Annotated in this window: 22 protein-coding genes; 8 read left to right on the top strand and 14 right to left on the bottom strand. The window is 36.7% G+C overall.

Annotation, left to right across the window (positions count from 1 at the left end; genetic code table 11):
- The first annotated feature begins 2 nt into the window (after positions 1-2).
- Together EV142_RS04285 and EV142_RS04280 are read left to right on the top strand one after the other, a co-directional pair.
- Positions 3-731, top strand: coding sequence for a hypothetical protein (locus tag EV142_RS04285; RefSeq protein ID WP_132033023.1), 729 nt, complete (start codon positions 3-5; stop codon positions 729-731).
- Positions 732-799: 68 nt separating this feature from the next.
- Positions 800-2,404 (top strand): fumarate hydratase, encoded by a 1,605-nt coding sequence (locus tag EV142_RS04280; RefSeq protein ID WP_132033021.1) that lies wholly within the window; start codon positions 800-802, stop codon positions 2,402-2,404.
- 160 nt (positions 2,405-2,564) lie between these two features.
- On the opposite strand, the gene EV142_RS04275 is transcribed toward EV142_RS04280, so the two are convergent.
- From EV142_RS04275 to EV142_RS04265, 3 genes are all read right to left on the bottom strand, one after another.
- Complete coding sequence (locus EV142_RS04275) at positions 2,565-3,065, bottom strand: PAS domain-containing protein (RefSeq protein WP_132033019.1); 501 nt, start codon at positions 3,063-3,065, stop codon at positions 2,565-2,567.
- A gap of 96 nt (positions 3,066-3,161) precedes the next feature.
- Positions 3,162-4,244 carry a DNA polymerase IV gene (gene dinB / locus EV142_RS04270; RefSeq protein ID WP_132033017.1) on the bottom strand — a complete coding sequence of 361 codons (1,083 nt, stop codon included), beginning with the start codon at positions 4,242-4,244 and terminating at the stop codon, positions 3,162-3,164.
- A gap of 85 nt (positions 4,245-4,329) precedes the next feature.
- Positions 4,330-7,095 (bottom strand): M4 family metallopeptidase, encoded by a 2,766-nt coding sequence (locus EV142_RS04265; protein ID WP_132033015.1) that lies wholly within the window; start codon positions 7,093-7,095, stop codon positions 4,330-4,332.
- 476 nt (positions 7,096-7,571) lie between these two features.
- Here EV142_RS04265 and EV142_RS04260 point away from each other — a divergent pair, with 476 nt between their 5' ends.
- Both EV142_RS04260 and EV142_RS04255 read left to right on the top strand, forming a co-directional pair.
- A complete protein-coding gene (locus tag EV142_RS04260; protein WP_132033013.1) occupies positions 7,572-8,306 on the top strand; it encodes a metallophosphoesterase family protein in 735 nt (244 codons plus the stop codon).
- Between the two features lie 53 nt (positions 8,307-8,359).
- A complete protein-coding gene (locus tag EV142_RS04255; RefSeq protein WP_132033011.1) occupies positions 8,360-8,887 on the top strand; it encodes a DUF6646 family protein in 528 nt (175 codons plus the stop codon).
- Positions 8,888-9,036: 149 nt separating this feature from the next.
- Here EV142_RS04255 and EV142_RS04250 read toward each other — a convergent pair whose 3' ends face one another.
- The 6 genes from EV142_RS04250 to EV142_RS04225 form a co-directional block, all read right to left on the bottom strand.
- Complete coding sequence (locus EV142_RS04250) at positions 9,037-9,693, bottom strand: 3-oxoacid CoA-transferase subunit B (protein WP_132033009.1); 657 nt, start codon at positions 9,691-9,693, stop codon at positions 9,037-9,039.
- A 78-nt stretch (positions 9,694-9,771) separates the two neighbouring features.
- Complete coding sequence (bla, locus tag EV142_RS04245; protein WP_132033007.1) at positions 9,772-10,662, bottom strand: class A beta-lactamase, subclass A2; 891 nt, start codon at positions 10,660-10,662, stop codon at positions 9,772-9,774.
- 80 nt (positions 10,663-10,742) lie between these two features.
- The gene (locus tag EV142_RS04240) at positions 10,743-11,444 is read right to left on the bottom strand and encodes a CoA transferase subunit A (protein ID WP_132033005.1); all 702 of its coding nucleotides are present in this window, start codon (positions 11,442-11,444) and stop codon (positions 10,743-10,745) included.
- A 381-nt stretch (positions 11,445-11,825) separates the two neighbouring features.
- Positions 11,826-14,132: a penicillin-binding protein 1A gene (locus tag EV142_RS04235; protein ID WP_132033003.1), complete on the bottom strand. Its 2,307-nt coding sequence runs from the start codon at positions 14,130-14,132 to the stop codon at positions 11,826-11,828.
- 12 nt (positions 14,133-14,144) lie between these two features.
- Positions 14,145-14,624: a gliding motility lipoprotein GldH gene (locus EV142_RS04230; RefSeq protein ID WP_132033001.1), complete on the bottom strand. Its 480-nt coding sequence runs from the start codon at positions 14,622-14,624 to the stop codon at positions 14,145-14,147.
- On the bottom strand, positions 14,608-15,945 hold the full coding sequence (locus EV142_RS04225; protein ID WP_132032999.1) for a PSP1 domain-containing protein: 1,338 nt from the start codon (positions 15,943-15,945) through the stop codon (positions 14,608-14,610). Before EV142_RS04225 ends, EV142_RS04230 begins: the two co-directional genes overlap by 17 nt.
- Positions 15,946-16,442: 497 nt before the next feature.
- Here EV142_RS04225 and EV142_RS04220 point away from each other — a divergent pair, with 497 nt between their 5' ends.
- From EV142_RS04220 to EV142_RS04205, 4 genes are all read left to right on the top strand, one after another.
- Entirely contained in the window at positions 16,443-17,783 is a 1,341-nt protein-coding gene (locus EV142_RS04220; protein WP_132032997.1) for a hypothetical protein, read from the top strand.
- A 452-nt stretch (positions 17,784-18,235) separates the two neighbouring features.
- Positions 18,236-19,417, top strand: a complete 1,182-nt coding sequence (locus tag EV142_RS04215; RefSeq protein WP_132032995.1) for an ankyrin repeat domain-containing protein — start codon at positions 18,236-18,238, stop codon at positions 19,415-19,417.
- Positions 19,418-19,445: 28 nt separating this feature from the next.
- Complete coding sequence (locus EV142_RS04210) at positions 19,446-20,792, top strand: ankyrin repeat domain-containing protein (protein WP_238698779.1); 1,347 nt, start codon at positions 19,446-19,448, stop codon at positions 20,790-20,792.
- Between the two features lie 19 nt (positions 20,793-20,811).
- The gene (locus tag EV142_RS04205; RefSeq protein WP_132032991.1) at positions 20,812-21,354 is read left to right on the top strand and encodes a hypothetical protein; all 543 of its coding nucleotides are present in this window, start codon (positions 20,812-20,814) and stop codon (positions 21,352-21,354) included.
- Between the two features lie 372 nt (positions 21,355-21,726).
- Here EV142_RS04205 and tnpA read toward each other — a convergent pair whose 3' ends face one another.
- The 5 genes from tnpA to EV142_RS04180 all read right to left on the bottom strand — a co-directional run bounded on the left by tnpA (position 21,727) and on the right by EV142_RS04180 (position 26,068).
- Positions 21,727-22,161, bottom strand: coding sequence for an IS200/IS605 family transposase (gene tnpA / locus EV142_RS04200; protein ID WP_132032989.1), 435 nt, complete (start codon positions 22,159-22,161; stop codon positions 21,727-21,729).
- 22 nt (positions 22,162-22,183) lie between these two features.
- Positions 22,184-23,554 (bottom strand): oxygen-dependent tRNA uridine(34) hydroxylase TrhO, encoded by a 1,371-nt coding sequence (trhO, locus tag EV142_RS04195; RefSeq protein WP_132032987.1) that lies wholly within the window; start codon positions 23,552-23,554, stop codon positions 22,184-22,186.
- A gap of 241 nt (positions 23,555-23,795) precedes the next feature.
- A complete protein-coding gene (locus tag EV142_RS04190; RefSeq protein ID WP_029271207.1) occupies positions 23,796-24,206 on the bottom strand; it encodes a BrxA/BrxB family bacilliredoxin in 411 nt (136 codons plus the stop codon).
- Between the two features lie 215 nt (positions 24,207-24,421).
- On the bottom strand, positions 24,422-25,585 hold the full coding sequence (locus EV142_RS04185) for a lycopene cyclase family protein (RefSeq protein ID WP_132032985.1): 1,164 nt from the start codon (positions 25,583-25,585) through the stop codon (positions 24,422-24,424).
- An 18-nt stretch (positions 25,586-25,603) separates the two neighbouring features.
- A complete protein-coding gene (locus EV142_RS04180) occupies positions 25,604-26,068 on the bottom strand; it encodes a thioredoxin family protein (protein ID WP_132032983.1) in 465 nt (154 codons plus the stop codon).
- Between the last annotated feature and the right edge of the window lie 117 nt (positions 26,069-26,185).

The raw sequence follows: 26,185 nt of genomic DNA, 5'->3' as shown, positions 1-26,185 counted from the left end.
TCATGAAAGTTAAATATTTATTTGTTTTAGCTTTACTGGCAGGTTGCCAAAAAGAAAAAACAGTAACCGCAGCAGCTGCTGTTCCGGAAAAGAAAACAGAAATTACTCTGGTTGCAGAAGAGAAATTCTTAAAAACAGATACTATTCCAATTTCAGAAGGAGAAGAAGTATCAAAGAACAATTACATTCTTGCACATCTTGCAGATCAAAAAGCAGATAAAGACAGTATTGTAACACAACATTATCAACTTGATTTTTACCAGGACAAAACCAAAACAGTTTCTTCTAAAATTACTATTGAGGGATATCAAAAAGGATCAGAGTGGGGAGCGTCATACGGACTGTCTTCAAGTGCACCCAAAAAATCTTCTTTTATTCAGGTTAGTTTCGGATATCCTGCCTGTGGTTATACACAGAACAATTACTTATATTACCTAAAAAACCAGACGTTACAACTTGTGTATGAATGGGATACAATGTCTGATAGTGGCTGGGGAAGCTGGGTTGAATTTACCAATCCAACCGGGAAACCGGAGACTGAATCTTTCTATTGCAAAAGAGTTGCATTTGAGCCGGACGACAATAATGAGGATATGGGAACCGCTGCACACTCTGATTCTATTGTTTTTCAATTAAAAAACAAACACTGGATTAAGCAATTTTTATCTGCAGAAGGCAAAACGTACTTTGAGAAAAAAATGTCTTTTAATGACTTTCACAAAATAAAATAACGGGTAGAGAGTCTTATTCAAATCCTTTCTAAAATAAATAATTTTTAACTTTGTAGAAAAACATAGCAATGATTGATTTTATATATCAGGATCCTTATCCAATTTTAAAGGATGACACCCAATACCGCAAAATCACTTCCGATTTTGTAAAAGTAGAACAATTTGGAGAACGCGAAATTCTCACTGTCGATCCAAAAGGTTTAGAGTTATTAGCCGAAGAAGCGTTAACTGACGTTTCGTTTATGCTGAGAACAACACATTTACAAAAACTGCGTAAAATTTTAGACGATCCCGAAGCAACCGACAACGATCGTTTTGTGGCTTACAACTTACTGCAAAATGCTTCTGTTGCTGCCGAAGGTCAGCTGCCAAGCTGCCAGGATACCGGAACTGCAATCGTAATGGCCAAAAAAGGCGAAAGTATCTTTACCGGTGTTGACGATGCGGAATGGCTGAGTAAAGGAATTTTTAATACGTACCAAAAACGTAATTTACGCTATTCTCAGATTGTTCCGATTTCGATGTTTGAAGAAAAGAATTCCGGATCGAATCTTCCCGCGCAAATTGATATTTATGCTAAAAAAGGAACTTCCTATGAGTTCTTATTTATGGCAAAAGGTGGCGGATCTGCGAACAAAACCTTTTTATACCAAAAAACAAAATCGCTTTTAAACTATAAAGCAATGGATGAGTTCATCCGTGAAAAAATAAAGGATTTAGGCACTTCTGCCTGTCCTCCTTACCATTTGGCTTTGGTCATTGGCGGAACTTCGGCAGAAGCCAATCTGGGAGCCGTTAAAAAAGCCTCTGCGGGTTACTATGATCACTTACCAACTTCTGGAAACATGTCAGGCCAGGCCTTCCGTGATTTAGAGTGGGAAGAGCGTGTTCAGAAAATCTGTCAGGAAAGCGCTATTGGTGCTCAGTTTGGAGGAAAATATTTTACGCATGATGTTCGCGTCATTCGTCTTCCGCGTCACGCCGCATCCTGTCCGGTTGGATTGGGGGTTTCCTGTTCTGCTGACCGAAATATAAAAGGAAAGATCACAAAGGACGGCATTTTCGTAGAGCAGTTAGAAGTAAATCCAAAACAGTTTTTACCGGAAACCGCACCACATTTAGAAGCGCCGGTTGAAATCGACCTGAATATGCCAATGGCAGATATTTTAGCCAAACTAACGCAGTATCCAATCAAAACCCGTTTAAAATTGAACGGAACTGTAATTGTAGCGCGTGATATTGCCCATGCCAAAATCATGGAATTGTTAGAATCCGGTCAGCCAATGCCCGAATATTTCAAAAATCACCCGGTTTACTATGCAGGTCCTGCCAAAACTCCGGAAGGAATGGCTTCAGGAAGTTTTGGCCCAACTACAGCGGGCCGTATGGACGTTTATGTGGATGAATTTCAAAAACATGGCGGAAGTATGATTATGCTGGCAAAAGGAAACCGATCCAAACAGGTTACGACTGCCTGCAATACCTATGGTGGATTCTATCTGGGTTCTATCGGAGGTCCGGCTGCTATTTTAGCGCAGGATAACATCCTGAAAGTAGAAGTGGTTGATTTTGAAGAATTAGGAATGGAAGCCGTTCGTAAAATCACGGTAAAAGATTTCCCTGCTTTTATCATTACGGATGATAAGGGGAATGATTTCTTTGAGAATTTATAGCGGGTTTTTAACCGCAAGGCTCGCGAAGTTTTACGCAAGGTTCGCAAAGTTTTTATATAATAAAACCGCCCAAAAAGGCGGTTTTATTGTTTTAATCTTTCAAAAATATTGGTTTTCCCTTCACGTTTTACTCATAACTTAAAACTCATAACTTTTCTCCTCACGCGCTTAAAACTTCTTTTTCGAAAGCTATAAAATGGGTTAGTTTACCTTTTAAGTTGAAGACTGGAGAACCGTAAATTCTGCAGGTATACATCTTTCCATTCTTCTTGTAATTTGTGATTGTTTTTTCAAATGGAATTAGCAGTTCTATTGCTTTTCTTATTTGTTTTAAATCCGTTTTGGAAGTTGCCAGGCCCTGAAACATTTTTGGCGTTTTTCCCAGTACTTCACTTTCAGCATATCCTGTCATTTTTTTTATTCCGTTTGAGGCGAAAACAATTTTCATGTCAACGTCAGTAACCAGAACGACTTCTTCTTTGATGCGTTCACTTATATTCAGGTTCTCTTCATCCCACGCAAAATGGGTGGAGATTTCTTTTACCTTTTTTAAATCGGTAAAAGCAACTTTCAATTCATTCAGGTATTCATAATGAAAATCCCACGCCATGATGGGAACTGAATTATGATTGGAGATCTCTTCTAATTTGGCCTTTTTCATCTTCATTAATTTAATAGCAAACTACACTTTTTTAAAGGTAGAAAGAAAATTCATCATAAAACATAAAATTAAAACATTTAACGGTCTTCAAAAGTATTAAAATTCAAATTTTAACTGCACAACAACGGCCTTTTTTTCTTCAGTATTCAGGTTGTTCATTGATATTCCGAGCAATCGGACGGAATCCTTCATTCGTTCCTGATACAATAGTTCCTCCACTATTTCCATAATCAGACTTTTGTCTGCAATAAAATAAGGCAGAGTTTTACTGCGTGTTTGTTGTGTAAAATCGCTGTATTTGATTTTAAGGGTTACTGTTTTCCCGGAAATCTTATGTTTTTTTAAACGTTTCTCTAACGAAACAGCGATCCGTTCGAGTTGTTCTAGCATAAAAATTTCCGATGATAGATTCACATCAAAAGTATGCTCGGCTGCTACCGATTTGGTTATCCGGGACGGTTTTACTTCGCTGTTATGAATACCGCGAACCACTTTATAATAAAAGGTTCCGGATTTCCCGAAGTGTTTTTCTAAAAACTCCTGCGATTTACTTTTGAGATCGGTACCGGTAAAAATACCCAATTGATACATTTTTTCGGTCGTTACTTTTCCAACTCCATAAAACTTCCGAATCGGTAATTCTTCCAAAAAAGCCGGAATCTCATCCGGATTTACTGTTTTCTGTCCGTTTGGTTTGTTAATATCGCTGGCAATTTTAGCTACAAATTTATTGACCGAAATTCCCGCCGAAGCGGTAAGCCCCACTTCATTCAAAATTCGTAATCTGATTTCCTGAGCCAGTAAACTCGCGCTGGGATTTCCTTTTTTGTTTTGGGTGACATCCAGATAGGCCTCGTCAAGCGAAAGCGGCTCGACCAAATCGGTATATTCATAAAAAATCTTATGAATTTTACCGGAAATCTCCTTGTATCGGTCAAAACGGGGCCGGACAAAGATTATTTCGGGACAATATCTTTTGGCGAGAACGCCGCTTATGGCACTGCGAACTCCAAACTTCCGGGCTTCATAACTTGCTGCCGAGACTACTCCTCTGTTCTCTGATCCGCCAACCGCAACAGGTTTCCCCCGTAAAGCAGGATTATCCATTTGCTCTACCGAAGCATAAAAAGCATCCATATCAATATGGATAATTTTTCTATATACAGGCGTTTCAGACATGGTACAAATTTACGCAGTTTTATAAACTTTAGGCACAAAAAAAGCCTCGCAATTGCGAGGCCCTTAGTATTTTAAAAAGCTGTACTTATTTTTTTATAAACTTCTTAGTAACTCTTTTTTGAGCACCATTGAATTCAATAAAATAAATTCCGGTATTTAATTTGCTTACGTCAATTGGGCTCTCAGATAAATGACCTGAACTCACTCGCTGACCTAAAGCATTTATGATTGTAAAGTCTGATCCGGTTTTATCTGATATTGAAATATTCAATTCATTTTCAACAGGATTTGGATACAAAGTAATTTCAGAACTTAATTTATCGGTTACTGCGATTTCATTCACTTCCACAACTCCCGATGCTGTTATGTTTACGGAATAATCTTCCACCTGTCCATAAGAAAAACTCTCACAAGCTGTTGGAATACCGTTGTATTTCATGGAAACTCTCAACCTTGTTGTTCCAAGAGTTGCCGATGCAGGGATTGTAACAGATCCTGAAACCGGTGTTGTTGTGGAAGCACTTTTTGTCCAAACCGTTTCTCCGCTGTCAGAGAAATCTCCATCCTGGTTGTAATCAATAAATACAGCATAACCTTCACTGTACACAGAAGAAGTCCATGATGGTGTAATGGTAATGGTATAAGCAGTTCCTCTGCCCACATTTGTAGAAATTGCGGTCAAATTCTCGTAACCTGTTGTTCCCGTAGAAGTATTGTTAATTGTACCAAATACTACTTTACCAATTCTTTCATCGGAAGCACTGTTTCCTTTTGATGCACAATAGGTCACCGAACCGGCAAGTGTTGTAACATTTACAGTATTACTGGCTGCCGAAACATTTCCTGCGGCATCTTTTGCTTTTACAGAAAAAGTATAAGCTGTTGAGGCTGTAAGTCCTGTTACGGTATAACTAGTTGTTGTAACAGTTCCTTTTAGCGTACTTCCCTGATAAACATCATATCCTGTAACAGCAACATTATCTGTAGACGCTGTCCATGCTAAATTGGTCGTAATTCCTGTAGTTCCTGAAGCCGCTAAAGAAGAAGGTGCTGATGGCGGAGTTGTATCTCCTGATCCTCCGGAATAGGCTGCTCCAACACCAACTGCGTAAAATGCATTGGTTGTGGCGATAACCTCAGCTGAACCTGCTCCGTATAAATCAATCGCAGACTGAATTCCGTAAGTTCTGGCAGTAGCATAAGTGGAGTTGGCAGATAAATAGTTACTTTCTAGACGATATGCAATTTTTGCTGCTTTATCGATTGTGATTCCTGTAACGTTATATGCATTTCCAATATCATTTGTTCCTGATTTACCTACTGAAAGAATATAAAACCAGTGATTTAATACTCCTGAATTGGTATGCACACCACATTGGTCATTATTGTTTGTTGGCGTACAATTTACATTTACCCAATACGTTCCTCCGTAAGTGTCCGGCTGACCTTCAGAATTTGGATCACTCATAGAGCGCAAAGCCAAATGTCCTGATCTTCTTTCTATATCTTCACCAACCAGCCAAGTTGATTTTGTAGGGGCAGCACGGTATTCGATACAAGCTCCCCAAATATCAGAGAAACCTTCATTCATTGCACCCGATTCTTTTTGATAGGCCAGATTAGCTGTATACGTACAAACTGCATGACCTATTTCGTGACCCGCAACGTCCATAGCCGTTAAGATATCAAATCCGCCTGTTCCTGTTCCGTCACCATACGTCATAACGCTTCCGTTCCAGAATGCATTATTGTTATTCGGATAACCTGCAGCCACTAAGTTGTAATGCACATAACTTTTAATTTTTGCACCGTTACCATCATAACTGTTTCTTCCATGAACAGCTGACCAGTAATCGTAAGTCATTTCGGCTCCCCAATGCGCATCAAGTGCACCATTGTCTTTATTGGTGTTATTATATTCGATCCAGTTATTATCCGCATCGGTAAAATTGGTTGTCGGATACGTTGCTGTTCTCGCAGAGTTGTACGTCTGGATTCCATTTCCGCGGGTTCCGTCCAATAAAATATAAGAAGATCCGCTTAGTGTTGTCTCGATAGTTTGTGTTCCGCTGTAACGTGTTGCCGCATTGGCAGCCACAATCGCCATTTTTGAATTTAAACTATTTTCTTTTGCAGCAGATGATTTTGATTTTCCATGAACGTTTTCACCAAGGTGTTTGATCGTTGCATTATAAAACAGGGCTTGTCCCGTTACAGCATCGATATACAAATCCCCACGACTTAATGGATTGGTGGCATAAATGTCAAATTTATACGCTAAACGAACTTTATCACTAGTTCGTTCTTTCCCCTGATTTTCCATATCCGGTAAGAAAACCAATTCTCCTTTCGGCTTTTCATAATTCATTGCGGCAGCGTCCTGTGGTGAATCCCATAGGTAACGTTTAGCTCCGGTAAGGGCCACTGCCCTGTTGAAAGCTTCCTGTGCAGAAAGTGCCGGTTTTACTTTTGCGTTTACAATTTTGTAAAACTCGCCATTCATCGACTGCAGTTTTCCGTTTTTTGAATGCAAAGTATAATTGGCAAATTCTACTTTAATTCCCTGTTCGTACAGCTGAAATTTTTCGTGGGTAAAACCCTCGCGATCTGATTCGCTTTTAATCTTTGAGAAAGACTGGTTGTCTTTCAGAGCCAATTGTTCTTTAAATACTTTTTCGGAATCAGAGCCTTTATAGGTTGATTTGTCACTGAAAGTAATTAAACTGGGCTCACCATTTTCAGATAAACTTTTCTGACTAATTCTTTTATCTGTCTCCTGAGCTAGTGCAGATAATGAAAATGCAAATGCAGCAACCGTTGTTGTTACAATTCTGGGTAATGTACTTTTCATAAGCAATTTTGAATTTTGGTTAGTTAAAAAGGGGTTAAAAATCAACAAATAAAATATGTAAGTAAATACCTTATTTGTTTGATAAAAATATATAAATTTTGTTAATTAAACGGATAAATTTACCTTTTATCGATAAAATACAACATTTAGACAGGTAAAAACACTTAAAAATAACAAGAAATCTCAGGTTTCACAATGCCTTACAGAACAAACAACTACAACACTGAAAACTAACATTTTATAAAAAAAAACAACTTTTTTGACCTTTTTTTAGTGTACGAAAAGGAAAATTGACCCATTTTAAATCGAAATTTTAAACAAAAAAAGCGGGAATTATCTTCAAGGCTGTATTTTTTGTAAAGCAAAACTTAGAATAAACTTCGAAAAAGGATTTTTTCTGACATTTATAAAGATTCTTAACTTAATAGGTACAAACAAATCATTTTCTTTATTTTTGCCTAACGAAATAATACAAAATGCGAACATTTGTTATAGGTGACATACATGGAGGATTACTGGCGCTTGAACAAGTGTTGGAGAAAGCCAATGTTACCGAAAAAGATACTCTTATATTTTTAGGCGATTATGTTGACGGCTGGAGTCATTCGACGCAGGTAATCGATTTTTTAATTGACCTTAAAAGCAAACAAAACTGCATTTGCATCAGAGGAAATCATGATCAGCTGGCCCTGGACTGGCTGGAAAACAGACATGAGGATTTTGATGAGGAAATGTGGTATAAGCATGGCGGAAAAGCGACTGTTGAAGGATATTCCATACTTTCCGAAGAAAAAAAGAAAGAGCATATCGCTTTTTTGGAATCGCTTCAGGATTTCTATCTTGACAATCAAAATCGTTTATTTGTTCATGCCGGATTTACAAATCTTAGTGGGGTAACCTACGAATTTTTTTCGAAATTATTCTACTGGGACAGAACACTTTGGGAATCTGCACTTGCATTGGATCCGAATTTAAAACCGGACGATTTGTATTATCCGAAGCGTTTCACGGTTTACAAAGAAGTTTATATTGGCCACACACCCGTAACCCGAATTGGAAAAACTGTACCGGTACAAAAAGCCTGTGTCTGGAATGTTGATACCGGGGCAGCCTTCAAAGGCCCGTTGACCATTATGAATGTTGATACGAAGGAATTCTGGCAAAGTGAACCTTTAAATGAATTGTATTCTAACGAAAGAGGTAGGAATTGATATCTAAAAACCTATTTTTGCACTTTAGAAATAATTAAAAATTTAAAAATTTTATGAAAAAGGTAATTACACTTTTGTTTTTAGTAACATTTGGAATCACACAAGCGCAAAAGGCTTTTACAGGGAAAGGTGATGTCAAAGTTAATGTTGGTGCTAATCTGCAAGATGGTGGTTCTGGAATTCAGGGTTCTGTAGATTTTGGATTAGGCGAAAATTTCTCATTCGGTTTTGTTGCTAATTACTTATTGGGAGTAGACAACTTTTCCGGTTTTTACCGTGGTAATACAGCTGTATACAATGATACTAAACCTGAATTTAAAGATCGTTTTGATGCGAAAGCAAGAATTAATGCCAATTTATCGAGTGTTATTGGCGTTGAGCAATTAGATGTATACCCTGGATTAAGTTTAGGTTTACACAATTTCGGAGGTCATGTTGGAGGCCGTTACTTCTTTACTGACGGATTCGGAGTTTTCACAGAGGTTGGATTTCCAATTGCAAAATACGGAAACAATGACGATCCTTTTTACAACTTAAATAATCAGGCTACTTTTAGTTTAGGAGCTTCTTTTAATTTGTAAAATTAAACCAGAAGGTTTGCGAAGATTTGTTTCCGGCAAAAATGGGAAGTCACAAAGCTTTATAAATAACAAAAAAACCGCCTATATGAGGCGGTTTTTCTATTTATTCTAAAAAAATTATTTTTCAACTTCCGCTTTTAATCGGATATTTAATTAATCATCATTTCCGGAATTTCTCCTTCAATTATTAAATTCGCTTCGGTTGAAGCAATGATATGCTCTACAGAAACTCCTGGCGCTCGTTCTAAGAGCTTAAAACCCTTTTCGGTCACTTCTAGAACCGCCAGCTCGGTTACCACCTTTTTAACGCATCCTACGCCCGTTAATGGCAAAGTACATTTTTTCAGGATTTTTGATTCTCCGGCTTTGTTTACATGCATCATAGCCACAATGATATTTTCGGCGGAAGCCACCAAATCCATAGCGCCACCCATTCCTTTTACCATTTTACCCGGAATTTTCCAGTTGGCGATATCCCCGTTTTCGGAAACTTCCATGGCTCCTAAAATAGTTAAATCTACTTTCTGGCTTCGAATCATCCCGAAACTAAAAGCAGAATCAAAGAAACTCGCTCCCGGAAGGGTTGTTATGGTTTGTTTTCCTGCATTGATGACATCCGCATCTTCTTCTCCTTCAAAAGGAAAAGGGCCCATACCCAGAACACCATTTTCACTTTGAAATTCAACTGCAATATCATTTCTCACATAATTGGCAACCAGAGTTGGAATCCCAATACCAAGATTGACAAAATACCTGTCTTTTACTTCTTTAGCAATTCGTTTTGCTATATCTTCTTTTGTTAACATATGTATAATTTGTTAATTAGAAAATTTGACAATTAGATAATGCTTATCATTATCTAATTCCCTCATTATCTTTATTATCTAATTTTTATTTATAAAGTAACCCCAGGTTGCTCTTGTTATATCGGCAATTATTTTTTCAGTATCTTCCTGCGTTTCTGTAATGTTCTTTAAATAAACAGCAAGTATAAAATGTTTCCCGTTAGGAAGTTTCACAATTCCTATATCATTCATCGCAACTCGCAGATTATTGTCGTTTGTTCCGGACATTCCGGTTCTGTGCGCCAATTCTGTGTTTTCAGGAAGTCCGGCTTTCATCCAGGTAATTCCTCTTGACGTTTCTGTCATTATTTGATATAAATATTTTGTGGTGTTTTCTTTCAGAATTTCTCCTTTAAAAAACTTTTCAAGCAGTTCGGTTGTTGCCAATGGAGTTGTCGTGTTTATATAAAGATTTTTCCAGGTTTTCATTTGTTCCTCGTTCACTTTAATCACGAAGTCCTTAATTCCCTGTTTATTAATAAACCGCTGCACCTCTTTCGTGCCACCCACTAAATCAATAAGAATATCACAACCATTATTATCACTGTGCGAAATGGTGTATCGCAATAGTTTGTCTAATGTAAGATACAGATCTCCATTCGGGTACTCTTCCCTCATCGGACTCCAGGTATCTTCATGCAGATCCTTCTTTTTAATAAAAATCTCCTGTGTTAATGAAAGTTTGCCTTCATCGACTTTATTCAGCACAGCCAAAGCAATATGAAATTTAAAAACACTCATTAAAGGCGCTTTTAAGTTTCCGTTGATGCTCAAAGTATCTTTATCTTCTATACTCTTAATAGAAATTCCAACTGTGGCATTTTTACCGGCAATGAGCTGCTGCAATTGTTGTCGAAGCTCATTTGTTGTTTGCGCAAATGAATGAAACGAAAAAACAGAAAATAAAGTGATGTAAAAAAGTCTTGCCATATTTTTAAGGTGCCAATTAGGGAATTTGATAATTAGATAATTTTAAAAACATTATCTAATTGACTCATTATCTACATTATCTAATTTCTGGTTCTAACCGTTCTTTGCTCGATACGTTTCTCAAATTTTTCGCCCTGAAAGATACGTTGTACCATAATTCCGGGAATATGAATCTGATTTGGATCTAATGTTCCCACAGGAACCAATTCTTCAACCTCAGCAATGGTTATTTTTCCGGCTCCGGCCATACAGGCATTAAAGTTTCTGGCAGTTCCTTTAAAAATCAGATTTCCGGCTTCATCGCCTTTCCATGCTTTTACAATGGCAAAATCGGCTTTGAAAGCTTCTTCCATAATGTGCATTTTCCCGTTGAATTCACGTGCTTCTTTTCCCTCAGCTACTTCAGTGCCGTAACCTGCAGGTGTAAAGAAAGCCGGAATTCCGGCCTGAGCTGCGCGACAACGCTCCGCTAAAGTTCCTTGTGGGGTAAGTTCTACATCCAATTCACCGGAAAGCATCTGACGTTCAAACTCAGCGTTCTCGCCTACGTAAGAGGAAATCATTTTTTTGACCTGCTTCTTTTGCAAAAGCAGTCCTAGTCCAAAATCATCTACTCCTGCGTTATTGGAGATGCAGGTTAAATCTGAAATTGTTGTATTTACTAAGGCGGCTATTGTATTCTCCGGAATCCCACAAAGTCCAAAACCACCAAACATGATAGTCATTCCGCTTTCGATTCCTTCGATAGCATCCTTAACATTATTTACTTTTTTTGTAATCATAACAAATGGTCTTTATTGTTGTATATTTTTGATAAAAATAAGATTTTTAGATTAAAATATAACGATTTCGTAAAAAATAAAACAGGCTAATATATTCATTAGAAAGTAAATTTTGAAAGGCTGATTTAAGCACATAAAAAACTCTCGCAGATTTAGCAGATTCGGCAGATTTTTTTGGTTCACGCAAAGGCGCAGAGTCGAAAAGTTATATTGCTTTGCGGCTCTGCGCCTTTGTGTGACTATATTTTTCGTACAGATTTCGTATGATCATATTAAAGTACTTACCGAACATTTTATAATATACTACAAAAAAAAATCCTTTTGTGCTCTTCCGGATTCAGAAGTTACAAAAGGATTTTTTATTGGAGAAACGAAATTAAACTAGAGTTCGAATTCGTCTGTATTTTGTTCTGTTTGTGTCGTATCTTTTACAACTGCCGGTCTTGAGTAACAATCGACTTTTATGGAAAGATTAGCCGGACGCTCAAATTCAGCTTTAGAGACCTGAAGTCCCGGATCGGCATAACAAAGTTTCATAAAATAAGCCCAAACCGGCAATGCAGCCGTTGCTCCCTGACCATAAGTCAAACTTTTGAAACGTGCTGAACGGTCTTCACAACCTACCCAGACTCCGGTTACCAAATTTGGAACCATTCCCATAAACCAACCATCTGACTGGTTTTGTGTTGTTCCTGTTTTACCGGCAATCGGGTTCGTGAACATGTACGGATATCCTGTCCAGCGATTATCTCCACTTCCACCGCCCTGCGTACGCAAACGTGCACCGGAACCTGTTTCCGTTACACCCTGAAGCAATTTGATTACTGCGAAAGCAATGTCTTTATTCAGAACGTCATGCGATTCCGGAATCGGCTCGTAAATAACCTCTCCGCTTTTGTTTTCGATACGGCTTAAAAATTGTGGTTTTACATAAACTCCCTGGTTGGCAAATGTGCTGTAAGCAGCAACCATGTCTTCAACCGTAATATCAACAGCACCTAATGCAATTGACGGTTGTACCGGGATTTCTGTTTTTACTCCTAATTTCTTTGTTAATTCAACAACAGCCTCAGGACCCGTTCTGTCAATTAATTTTGCAGAAACCGTATTGATAGAATTCGCTAAACCTTGTTTTAAAGTAACCATTCCGCGGTATCTGTTGTCTGAGTTTCTTGGTTCCCAGTCTTCCGTTACGTGGTGACGGCCTTTATGGATCATAAATGGTCCGTCAAGTATAGAATCGCAAGGTGACATATTTAATTGTTCGATTGCCGTTGCATAAACAAATGGTTTAAAAGTAGAACCTACCTGTCTTGCTCCCTGTCCTACGTGATCGTACTGGAAATATTTATAATTGATTCCGCCTACCCAGGCTTTTATATTTCCGGTTTGAGGCTCCATCGCCATTAAACCTGATTGTAAAAAATGCTTGTAATAACGAATAGAATCCAGTGGAGTCATAGTAGTATCACGCTCTCCTTTCCAGGTAAATATGCGCATTTTTGTTTTTACTTTGAATGAATTTATGATATCATCCTCACTTTTGTCCATATCTTTCATGATAGACCAACGCGTGGAATTCTTCATGGCCTGCATCATAATACGATCCGTTTCAGCTTTGGTAATATTGACAAAAGGAGCATTTTTATTGTTCTTCATTTCAATAAAAAACTGCTGTTGCAGGTTTTTCATGTGTGCCGAAACTGCTTCTTCAGCATATTGCTGCATTCTGGAATCGATAGTGGTGTAAATTTTCAAACCATCTTTGTAGATGTCATAATCAGAACCATCCGGTTTTTTATTTTCGGAAACCCATTTCTTCATGTAATCACGAAGATATTCCCTGAAATAGGTAGCCGTTCCTTCACGATGGCTTTCCAGTTTAAATTTTAAGGCAATTGGCAAAGCCTGTAATCTTAATTTTTCAGCAGAAGAAATCATTTTTGCTTTTTCCATTTGAGAAAGCACGACATTACGTCTGTTTTTTACTCCTTCCGGATTTCTAACAGGATTGTATAATCCTGAGTTTTTGAACATTCCGACCAAAATAGCCGATTCGTCCATCGTTAAATCTTTCGGGTCTTTCGAAAAGTAGGTTTGTGCGGCAGAACTAACTCCAACTGAATAATTTCCAAAATCATAAACGTTGCAGTACATCGCCAAAATTTCATTCTTGGTATATTGTCTTTCCAGACGAATGGCAATAATCCATTCTTTTATTTTTTGTACGATTCTGAAAGGCAGAAATTTAGATCCTTCTCCATGAAACAATTGTTTTGCTAATTGTTGTGTTAAGGTACTTGCTCCTCCATTTGTTCCTAACGTAAAAACGGCTCTTAAAGTTCCGCGTCCGTCAATTCCTGAATGCTCATAAAAACGGGCATCTTCGGTTGCAACCAAAGCTTCCACCAGGCTTTTTGGTAAATCTGAATATTTAAGTTGTGATCTGTTGGTTTTGAAATATTTACCGATAACTACTCCATCAGAAGAAATAATCTCGGTAGCTAAATTAGAATCCGGATTTTCCAGATCTTCAAAAGAAGGCATGGAGCCGAATAATCCCCATGAAGCAAATAAAAAGAAAGCTAAAACACCTAATAACGTATAGGCAAAAATTCTCCAGAATTTATTTTTATAGTAGTTAATGTCTTTAATACTATTGGTTTGATTGTTTTTTTTAGTAGCCATAAATATATTCGTCTAATCTTTTTGTTCTATTCTAAAACCTACGTCCGTAATACCTTCCAAAGCCTGAACACCCGGAATTTTTCCTGATTCCCTAACGGCTTGTTTGATGTATACTTTATATTTTCCTCTAAACTTTACGTCTTCTTTGTAATACAATTTACTTTCTTTTATATCTGTAAAACCATTTCCTAACAGCGTTCCATCCGGATTTGCCATTTGGTATTCTAAGGTATCTACTTTGGTAAATCCGCTTGGTGTTTCAATAGCAACAATTAAAAACAAATTATTGAATGGATAATTGTCATTGTCTCTCAAATTTACAAACAAATTGTATTTCTTCGTAGAATCCAAAACAGGCAGGTCGAAGGTAACAACACTGTCTTTGTGCCAGGCACTGCCAACAGATTTGTATTCATCAAACACTCTTTTTTTATCACAGGAAAAAAGAAGTATCGCTGCCAAAATAAGAATCCCGCTAATTTTTATTCTCATTTTTAGTAATAATTATAGGTTTTCTAGGTTCTGCCGGTTTGTTGTCATTCGAATTGTTGGGTTTATTCGAATTATTGGGTTTGTTGTTCGGCTTGTTTTGTTTGTTCGGATTTCCTCCTGCAGGTTTATTGTTGTTGTTATTTCCCTGCGGTTTTGCCGGAGCCACATTGGCAACAACTGCATTTTCAGCATTTGGTTTGCGTTTGCGGTTTGTTTTTTTCTTTCTTTTTGGCTGATCAAAACGGGTAAGACTTTCCTGGCCCATTGCGTTATTAAAATCTTTTTCAGGTTCTAAAGTTACCTCAATAGCAAAATCTTCCAGCGAAGAAACTTTATTTTTCTGCTTGTTTTCAGCGATAATTTCTTTTACCTGATCAATTTTTAAAACATGCCAGTTTGCAAAATTATTCGTGTAGGCGAACCACATCAGACCTTTAAAAATATCCTGTTTCTGGCAGATTGCATCTCCTTTTTCGGTTACCAATTTAGTATCGTAATCCGGAAAATCTTTCAGGGCATCCATGTAGGTATCAAGCTCATAATTCAGACAACACTTTAGTTTTCCGCATTGTCCGGCTAATTTCTGAGGATTAAGTGAAAGTTGCTGGTAACGTGCTGCTGATGTATTGACACTTCTAAAATCTGTTAACCAGGTCGAACAGCAAAGTTCTCTTCCGCAAGAACCAATTCCGCCAAGACGTGCCGCTTCCTGACGGAAACCAACTTGTTTCATCTCGACTCTCGTACTGAATTCTTTTGCAAAATCTTTAATCAAAAGCCTGAAATCGACTCTGTCGTTTGCCGTGTAGTAAAAGGTTGCTTTTGATCCGTCTCCCTGAAATTCAATATCGGAAATTTTCATTTCCAGTTTATGCTGAATTGCCAATTCACGGGCACGAACCTTCATTGGCTCTTCACGTTCACGCGCAACAGACCAGATATCAATATCTTTTTGGGAGGCTTTTCTATAGATTTTCGGCACTTCATTACTTTCGTGATTAACGCCTTTTTTCTTCATTTGAATTTTTACCAATTCTCCTGTCAGAGTAACGATTCCAATATCATGTCCCGGTGATGCAACAGTTGCTACAATATCACCAATACTTAACGTTAATTTCTCTGTATTTCTGAAAAATTCTTTTCGTCCGTTCTTGAAACGTACCTCAACACAATCAAAAATTGCCTCTCCATTAGACGGACTCATGTTCGCAAGCCAGTCAAAAACAGTCAATTTATTGCAGCTATCGGTGCCGCAAGTCCCATTATTTTTACAACCTTTTGGTGAGCCACCATCTGAAGTTGAACAACTTGTACATGCCATAATTCTATATGTAGTGTCGCAAAAACGCGACTTAAGTTCATAAACGTTTGATCGGTAAAGATAGTATTTTTTTTAGTTTGCTTTTTATGGATTAAAACTAAAGGGGTGTTAAAAAGAAAAACCTATTCGGTTTCACGCAAAATAGGTTTTCGAAAATGTTTTTAAAGCTGTTATTTTAGTTTTTTTCATTGAATTTTGTTTCAATATTTTCAACACTTCCGCAACAACAATTCCTCTTATCTGAGAGACACGATCAATTTACGACAACCGCATATAACAGCAATATTCTGTTTATTAATTGATGTATACCAATTATTACAAACACAATAGAATAATCCTTTTCTTTTTCAAAATTTGCCTCGAAAATCTTGAAAGATTTTCAATACTACTGCAATCGGGCTACGATTTTTTCAATCAACACCTTTGATAGTGCGAACCTCGTATGACAAGAATCACAAACAACATAAAATTATTATACAATTAAAATTCAGGAACCCATGACAGCAAAAGATCTAATTAATGAAGCAGTAAGTATCCAAAAGATTGACTATAAAAATCCTAGTGTGATACCGATCTACGAAAAAGCCATTGAACTCTCCACAACAAAAGACGATGAATATGATAAACTTTATTCCTATTATTCGATTATGTTTGTCTGCAGCCATTTACTAAACGACTATCTTCCAAAAGGCATTGAGGCGGCAAATACCTGTTTAGAGCTGTTAAAGCCCTATATTGCTGCAGGTAACATTTGGCATTATACAGAATGGGGGAAATTTCAGAAAGAAGTAATACGTTATGCCAACAACTTCATAGCATGGCAAAGGTATGAAAACACTGATGATGAAAAACTACTCCATGAAGCATTAAAAATGACAGAAACAGCATGTCACTATATTGAAGATGGCAACAAGGATCAATTATATCTTTATGATACACGTGCGCGCCTTTTGCTAAAATTAAACCGTAAAGAAGAAGCGTATGAAATAATACGAACCACCTTAATAAAAGATAAAAATAACCCTTATTTTGAAGAGCTTCTCAATGATCCAGATTACAAAATATGGTTAAAAAACAGAAATGAAGAAATATTACAAACCTTATCTGATGACGATTATAATTTTTTAGAAAGAGCAAACGCTATCACAAAAAAAATAAAGGCAAGAATTACCGAAGACGAAAAAAAACCTGCAGTACTTATCGAAAACAACCTTAAAGTAGAGATTATTGACGGCTATGAAGCAATGGATAAATATGGTTTCCTTGACTCTGACATTCCTGACGTTGGCGAAATATTAATGATTACCGGCGATGTCTTTCTTAATCATAGATTAGATTCTGAGTGGCTGCTGGCGCAAACAGAATCATTAGATGTTGACGAAATCGAAATGGCCTTCCTCATCGTTGGCAATGTAACCTTAGAAGGTGCTGATTTGTGGGATGACGATTATATGACTTTACTTATAACGGGAGATGTAAAATGCGATATTCTTTATTCTGAAAACGCCTGGATTGTTATATCCGGAGATGTCGATGCCAAATATGGAATAATAGGCGAATATAATGATGGAGTCCTCCAAATTGACGGAAAAACAAAAGCCCCTTATATTTTCAATGATGATGAACACGATATGCGTCTAGATATGAAAGGGAAACATATGGAAATCCTCGGGTATTCAGACCATTTTCTCATAGATGGCTATGGTGATCGCCACCGCCGTGAGCACTTACTACGTCCTGAAGTTTGGGATGAAGAAGATGGTGATGAATTTGTTAGAAACTTTTTTGAAATAGTGAAAAAAGGAGAAAGCCCATTCATAACCATTAAAAAAGAATAGCAACACCAGACGAATCGTTGTGTTTTTAACTTCAAAAAGTACTACGGGGCAAGTTCTTCACTTGCCTAAGTTTATTTTAGATCTTTTGTTGCTTTATCAAAATCAGAAATTTTTTGGGTTTTATTGAACACTTCATAAACTGCAACTGCTTTTTTATCAGCTTGCAGTTTTTGCTGTTATGGCAAAATGAAATTTATTTTGCAGTTTGGCATCACGCAGTATGTTCCAAAATGGAACTTACTGAATTTTACCATATCTGTCTGCGTTAACCGGGAAACACATCCAATCCTAATTTAAAAAACCTGTTCTGTTGCTTTTACCACTTAAACTGTCATTTTTAATTTTTATCCTGAAATATATTTACGAATTTTATGTTTTGTCTTACAGCATCGTTTGTGAAGTCAATAATTACAAAGCAAACTATTATCATCATTTTTAAATATCAAATGCAAATGCAAACACAAAACCAGATTGAAAATTTCCTTTTTCAGGGAAAATTTGACGAGGCCAGAGAATCCCTGAATAACGGCGAAAATTTTAACGGACAATATCTTCAAAATAATTTTTCTCAAATCACAGCCAAAATTATTGAAGCCAAAGAAATGGATTTCATTGACAGATTGATAAAAGCGGGTTTTATCGAGACTGATATTTACGAACTGGACAGTTTTGACAAATCAATATTCAACTCTCTTTCGCGAAATATAAAAAATGATGCAGAATCTATTTCCTTTTTCAAAGAAATAATGTCGAAAGTTGACAATAGTAACGATGAAATCAGCGATCAGACTTTACTGGGATATTGTATCGAAAAAGAAGCCGTTCCGGAAGTAATTAAAAGCTTAATAGAAGATTTTGGCTGCAATGCCCAATATAAAAACAACGCACAGGAGAATTTCATTCATAAAATCGTAAACAACTATTCCCTAAATGCCGAAAAAGGACAGGAATATATTAAAATACTGCTGGAAAACGGTGTTGACATTAATGAAAAAAATGTAGTAGGCACGACACCACTGATGTATGCCGTTAAAAGAAACAAAAAGGAATATATTCCATTGCTGTTAGAAAATGGAGCTGACCCTAACGAAACAGATAATCAGCAAAACAGTTCCTTTTATTATGCGGTTGGCGAACAGTTTTCTATTCCCATGTATGAACTTTTGGCAGCATCTTCATCAGCCAATTTCAATACTATCAATAAAGACGGAAGAACCTTGCTGACCGAATTTATCCGAATGATGTCTGATTCAGAGCATGATCTGAATTCACTTCAGAGATTATTTTCAGATGGTGCCGACTTAAATCACTGTGCGCAATATTACGGAAATCCAAAATCAGGCCTGGATTATATTGCGGAGAAAAAATCAGGTATTCTAAAATCGGTATTGGACAGCGGATTTATTAACGTTAACGAACAGGACAATCAGGGAAATACCATTTTGCATAAAGTCTGCGCGTACAATGTAAATTACGATGCCGAAGCCGCAAAAGAAATCTACAGAAAGGTAAAATTACTTCTGGAAATTGGGGCAGATAAAGATATCACCAATGATAAAGATGAAAATGCTCTTACACTCGCTTCTACAGATAATTTGAAAATTAAGACTGTCGAACTTTTAATGAAAGCCTAAACTTATATAAAATCAAGATTCTATGTCAATGTCATTTATAATTGCCTGCGAAAACGGCAACCGAAAAATAGCCGAACTACTACTTCAAAATAAAGAAGTCGATGTAAAATATACAGATGAAAAAGGGAGAACTGCATTGCATTATGCCGCCCATAGAGGATACCTGGATATTGTAAAGATATTAACTGACGACGGTGCCGATATTAACTACGAAGACCATCAGGGAGAAACCCCTTTGTACTTTGCCTGTCTGCAAAAACAAAAACAAACTGCATTGCACTTATTGGAAAATGGTGCAGAAATTACCAAAAATGATAAATACGGAAATAGTCTTTTACATTTGGTTGTTCAAACTGCTCAAATTGAAATTGCAACAAAGTTGCTTCAAGCGGATATTGATGTTAATCTTTTGAATAACAATGGAGAAACTCCGCTATTATTGGCTTCAGCGAAATTAAACCGGGAAATTATTCAATTGCTTTTAGATAAAGGAGCAGATATTAATGTAACCGATAAACAAGGAAACACACCTTTGCTTTACGCCTGCTACACAAAATCGATCCCAATGGTGACCCTGCTTTTGGATAATGGTGCCGACATCAACCATGCAAATCACGCTGGCGAAAATGCTCTTTTGATTGCCTGCTACGAAACCAATCGAATGCTGGCCAAACTTTTGGTTGAAAGAGGTGCAGCTGTGTTTACATCCAACAACAATGGCTATTCTCCAATTTGGTACGCCTGCGCGAATAATCAAAAGGAAATTGTGGCTTTGTTTTTAGAAAACGGCGTCGATGTAAATTACAGTAAGCCAGTGGCCGGCGATACCTCATCTATGAATGATTATCTGGATTGGGTGTTAAGTGCCTCCAACATTTCTAACGAATCCAGTTTTACACTGAATAGCAGTTATACTTATGGTGGCGAAAGCCTTTTGCATGTGGCTACTAAAAAAGGTAATTTAAGCATGGTAAAACTGCTTATCGAATCTGGTGCCAATATCAACATACAAGACGAATCCGGGAATACGCCTTTGCATTACAGCGCGGCAAACGGAAAAAAAGATGTTGTTAAATATTTACTCGAAAATAAAGCAGACGCTTCCATTGTAAACGTAAAAGAGCAAAAAGCAATTGATTATTCGAATGTAAAAGGTTTTAATGAGATTACAGAGCTGATTCTGAAATTTGCGCCTTCAGGAACAGTTGTGAGTCCAATACATACAACCTCACAAACAGACGCACCAAAAGCCGATACTTCAAATTCAATGGAGGCAAAGAAAAAAGCCTTACTGGATCTTAAAGAGTTATTAGATGCCGGAATTTTGACAACAGAAGAATTTGATGCTGAGAAAAGTAAAATCTTAAAAGGATAAATAAATAACAAACTTAAAAATGAAAAAAATCTTAAATACCATTACGCTGTTTTTAATAGTAATCGCCACAAGTATAGTTTCTAGTTCTTGTACAACCCATACGCCAGAAAAAACTTTTGATATAGCTGCTTTAAATTCTAATTTATTATCGCGCTTTGGCAGTAAGGACATCAATTTTAAGCTGGATTCTGAACCTCAGATATATGATGAGAGCAAAAAAAATATGGTTGCTTCTTCTTATTATGATTACTTTAAATTTGATATCACCAATTTAGAAACTCAATTGAACAAAATTAAAGAAATAGAGGAAAATGATGACAATAGAGCGCTTCTTCAGGCATCGAAGGATCTATTCAATTATGCAATTGCCAAAGAAAAAGAAGGTTATTTGCCAATTGCCAAAATGAAAGACGAAAAGGCCTCACCTGAACAAATACAAAAAGAGATAGCAGATTTTGATGCCTCAACTCAAAACGATATTGATGCCAAGTTTACAAAATTGATGAATGTTGCAAAAGCTTATGCCGAAAAGCATAGCATTGATGCCAAATTTGGTATTTAATAATTAAACAAAGTTTTAGGAAAAAAGAAAAACCCTGTTTTGTAATGATACGAAATAGGGTTTCTTTTTTTATTGCTAAGTTTCTTTGACCCTAATAATCTTCACCGGACATGGCTTTGCGGCCAATTCAAAACTTTAGACACTAATATGATTGGGAGATTTTAATGTATAAAAACCTTTTGCATTTTGCGAATGAATCAAAACCGATTTTCCATCTTTTCTGGACATTTGAAAATGCACCCGATCCATTTTGACACAATAATTATAGCCGACACTTGTCCTCCTGCGGTTTAAACCGCAGGCAATGCTTTCTCTAGCAATGTTAAAATATAGCCCGTGGTTTCAACCACGGGAAACGTGTTAAATGAGCAATCATTTATTTCCCAAACCATGCAATTTTACAAAATCATCAAATTCATCTTGACCGTTTTTCTTTAGATGATGTTGTTTTTGATTTTTAATATAATAGTAAACAGCATCTACCTGAGACTCGCTAACAGAAAAAGCCGCATAGCCAGTTTGCCAGGCAAATTTTTCAAGGATAAGGTCTTCTCTATTTATAAAATGAGAAGAACTTCCTTTTATTTGCTTCACAATATCTGAGATAGTTTTTTGTGGATTTTGTAAAAACAAAACATGCACATGATCTGGCATTCCATTTATGATTCTAACTGGACATCCGAGTTCGGTTAACTCCTGCCAAATAAAATCATACATCCTCTTCTCAATTGAAAAATCAATTAATTCTTGACGATGTTTCGTTGCCCAAATTGCATGAATCCATAATTTGGTAAAGGACTGTGACATAAATAAATTAGCAAAATTTCTGCTAATTTACAATTTTATACAACTTATCTGACAAACGAATACGAAAAGGAACTTCAAAAGTTACTTTGTCACCAATATTTGCTGTGGTAGTTTCAACACCATTCACGATCATTTTGTCTAAAACCAATTCCTGCTCACCTGTTGTTGGTCCGGAAATTAAGATTTTATCGCCAATTTGCAACGTCTGGTTTTCAACTGTAAATTGCCCAACTTTTGCTTTTACATAATAATGTTCCGCTTTTCCAAGCAATGCTTTCTTTACTTTTATTTTCTGACGGATATCAGCTGGTTTAGCTTCGCTCTTTTCGGCTGCAGCCAAAACTGTATCCGCTAATTCCCCGGAATGTTTGAATTTTAGATTTTCAGATTTTCCTTTTCTGAATACCTTGTTCCCTACTTGTTTTCCGGTTCTCAGACGAACCTGATCCACCAAAGGCAGGTGAATAATATCCAAACATTCTGTAGAGCAGCAGTTTTCCATTGTTGCTTTACATTCATCACATTGAATAAACAACAAATGGCATCCGTCATTTTCGCAATTGGTATGGTTGTCACAAGGTTTTCCGCATTGGTGACATTGTGAAATGATATCTTCGGTAATTCTTTCGCCAAGACGATTATCAAATACAAAGTTTTTCCCGATGAATTTGCTTTCCAGACCTTCTTCTTTTAGTTGTTTGGCGTAATTAATAATTCCGCCTTCTAACTGATAAACATTCTTAAAACCCTGATGTTTGAAATAAGCACTTGCTTTCTCGCAACGAATTCCACCCGTGCAATACATCACCAGGTTTTTGTCTTCTTTATGATTTTGAAGCTGTTCGTTGATAATGGGCAAACTCTCTCTGAATGTTTCTACATCCGGAGTGATAGCGTTTTTAAAGTGTCCAACTTCACTTTCGTAATGATTTCTAAAATCAACAACAATGGTGTTTGGATCGTCAAGTATTTGGTTGAATTCCTTGGCTTTCAGGTGAACGCCTATGTCGGTTACATCAAAAGTTTCGTCGTTTAAACCGTCAGCAACGATTTTATCACGAACTTTAATAGTGAGTTTTAAAAACGAATGATCATCATGTTCTACCGCTTCATTCAGTCGTATGCCTTTCATGAAATCATAAACTTCAAGAGTTTCCCTAAAAGCCTCCAAATTTTCTTCCGGAATACTCATCTGGGCATTTATTCCTTCATTGGCAACGTAAATTCGGCCTAAAGCATCGAGCTTATTCCAGGCTACAAATAAATCATCACGAAATTTTTTGGGATCTTGAATTTTGGCATACGCATAGAAAGACAACGTTAGTCGTTGTTTACCGGCATCATCGATCATGATGGCTCTTTCTTCTGCGCTTAAAGTGTTGTACAGTTGCATGCTATAAACAGTTTTTAAGTTTAGAAATTATTTTTTTTGCAAAAGTAAGGAAAAAGGTTCTAAGTTGCAAAGGCTCATAGTTACAAAGGTTCCGAGGCACAGAGAAGCAAAGGTTCAAAGATTTTAAACATGAATATTAAAAAACAAAAAAGCACTAAATTAATAGTGCTTTTAAAATCTTTGTTCCTCTGTAACTTTGCCTCTTTGAACCTAAAAAATAAAAATCTTAGAACCTCAAAAATTAACAATACTCATTAAAAGCATCCTGCAAGTTCTCAGCGATCAATTCAGCAGGGCGACCTTCGATGTGGTGACGCTCTAACATGTGAACTAATTCTCCGTTTTTGAACAAAGCCATAGATGGCGATGATGGAGGAAAAGGGAACATATGTTGTCTTGCAGCATCAACCGCTTCTTTGTCAACACCAGCAAAAACTGTAATTAAGTGATCTGGTTTTTTAGCACCTTCTAAACTCATTTTTGCTCCCGGACGTGCATTTCTTGCAGCACAACCACAAACAGAGTTTACAACAACCAAAGTGGTACCTTCAGCTTTGATAGCGTTATCTACCGCGTCAGCACTATGTAAATCTTGAAAACCTGCAGCAGTCAATTCAGCTTGCATTGGTTTTACCATTTCTTCTGGATACATATTTCTTTATTTTTAAATTTTACTTTTGAACTGCAAAGTTACAAAGTTTACTCGCAACTACTTAATTTGAAGTATAAAGTTTTGTTATAGTATGATTGATAATACAATTGTCGAAAATTTCGGACTCAAATTTGATAGATTGCGCCGTTTTTTTGACTCAGATTCTGATAAATTATAATTCGCTTAATCCTGCAAATCTGCGCGAAATAAATTTTTTATTGGAATAATACCCGAAACAATGCCTTAACAAAAGGTATCTTGGGACATTTTAAAATCACCTCAAAATCTTCCAATATATTCGTTTCTTCATCCAAAAATTTAAAAATCAAAGCCGGGTTGCCTTTTTTGAATAAAGATGAAAAAATGCGGCTACCTATTTCATTATGACCGTACAGAATATCCAAAAGCAACAAATCATAAAACCAAAACCTGCTTTTTTTATGAAATGAAGCCATTTTTGGAGCAGGATTGTGTTGTAGGAACTCTACTAATTCAGATGATTTTCTATCTGAATTTTTAAACGTATAACCCGTACTTGCTTTGGTCCAGCCACCAGCCGTGCCAATATTTAAAACGCGTTTGGTGTTTTTTTTCCAGAAAGGATAACAGGTCATGGGAATACTGCCCTGCTCCTTTTCGGTAATTTCGTACTGATCAGCTCCGAGGTTTCTCAAATAGATCTGAATCTCATTTTCGTATTCTGCTGTAGGAAGCAGATTTCCAGAAAACAGTGTGTACTCCACTAAAGCTTCGGTTTTAGAAGTGGGCAAAACGTACATGAAACGTGTATTCCCTCTTTGTTCTACCGAAAAGTCCATAAAAGTGGCTTGTTCCGGATGGAAGATTTCAGATTCACTTTTTACAAACCAACCCACAAAATGCTGCTGCAAAACAGGGTATTTCGTCTGGCTCAAAGCAAAAGATCTGGTATAAATACTATTGAATAGATAATCACAAGTATATCGGTTGGCTTCTGTTCCCACAAAAACATGGGTTTCGAGTTCATTGATATCCGTTACTTTTTCCGTTAAAAAAGTAATATTGGATTGCTTTGAAACAGTTTGAAAAACAAAATTATAAAAGTCTAATCCACGAATTTGATTGTATTGGTAGGGCTTCAGATCTAAATCTCGTTTGAAATCTTCGTTGGCAAACAAAGCCGAGTCCCATTTTTTGGAAATTATCGAATCCCAAAGAGATTCTTCTTTATCCCAAAAACACCAGGTTCTGTCGTTGGTCTTTTTCGCGTCTTCATCCAGTAATAAAATTGATTTATCAGAAAATTTTCCGGACAACACCATTTTATAAACCGTCATCAATGCCGATAAACCTGTTCCGGTAAAAATATAATTGAAATGTTTGATTTGTGAAGATTGCATTCTCAAAAATAAGGAATTTTATTCTTTCAATTTTTCTAAAAGAAGATTAAAATCTTTAGGCCCGAGATAATTATTGTACTGTAAAATGATCTCGTTTTTCTCATTCAAAACGCATAACACCGGATACACGATCTGACTGTTCACCGTTCCCAATTGCAAAGCCAATTCGTGAACGCCAACGTTATTACCTGATGGCTGATATTTAAAAACCTGATTATTAAATGTGATAGCTCGTTTTTCACCGGCATTAAAATCCACATAGTAAAAATCTGAATTCAGTTTTTGAATTATTTCCTGATTTTTGAAAGTGGTCCTTTTCATTCTATGGCAAAACTGACACCAATCGGTATGGATAAAAACGATTATTTTTCGCTTTTGAATGTGCTGTAAGCTATCGACTTCCTCAAAAGAGCTGCTTTTAAGCTGGCAGAATCCTGTTGAAGTAGTTCCAAAAAAGAAAATAATTAACGTTAGCTTTTTCATTTTTTTTGTTTTTTTTCGCCACTAATTGCACAGATAAACGGATTTTTTTTCTTGTTTTTTGATAATCCTTGTTAGGCTGAGCGAAGTCGAAGCCTTCTGCTTAAAAGTATTAGACTT

The organism is Flavobacterium circumlabens, from assembly GCF_004345565.1.
Taxonomy (GTDB): Bacteria; Bacteroidota; Bacteroidia; order Flavobacteriales; family Flavobacteriaceae; genus Flavobacterium; species Flavobacterium circumlabens.
This window is presented reverse-complemented; position numbering and strand designations above follow the sequence as displayed.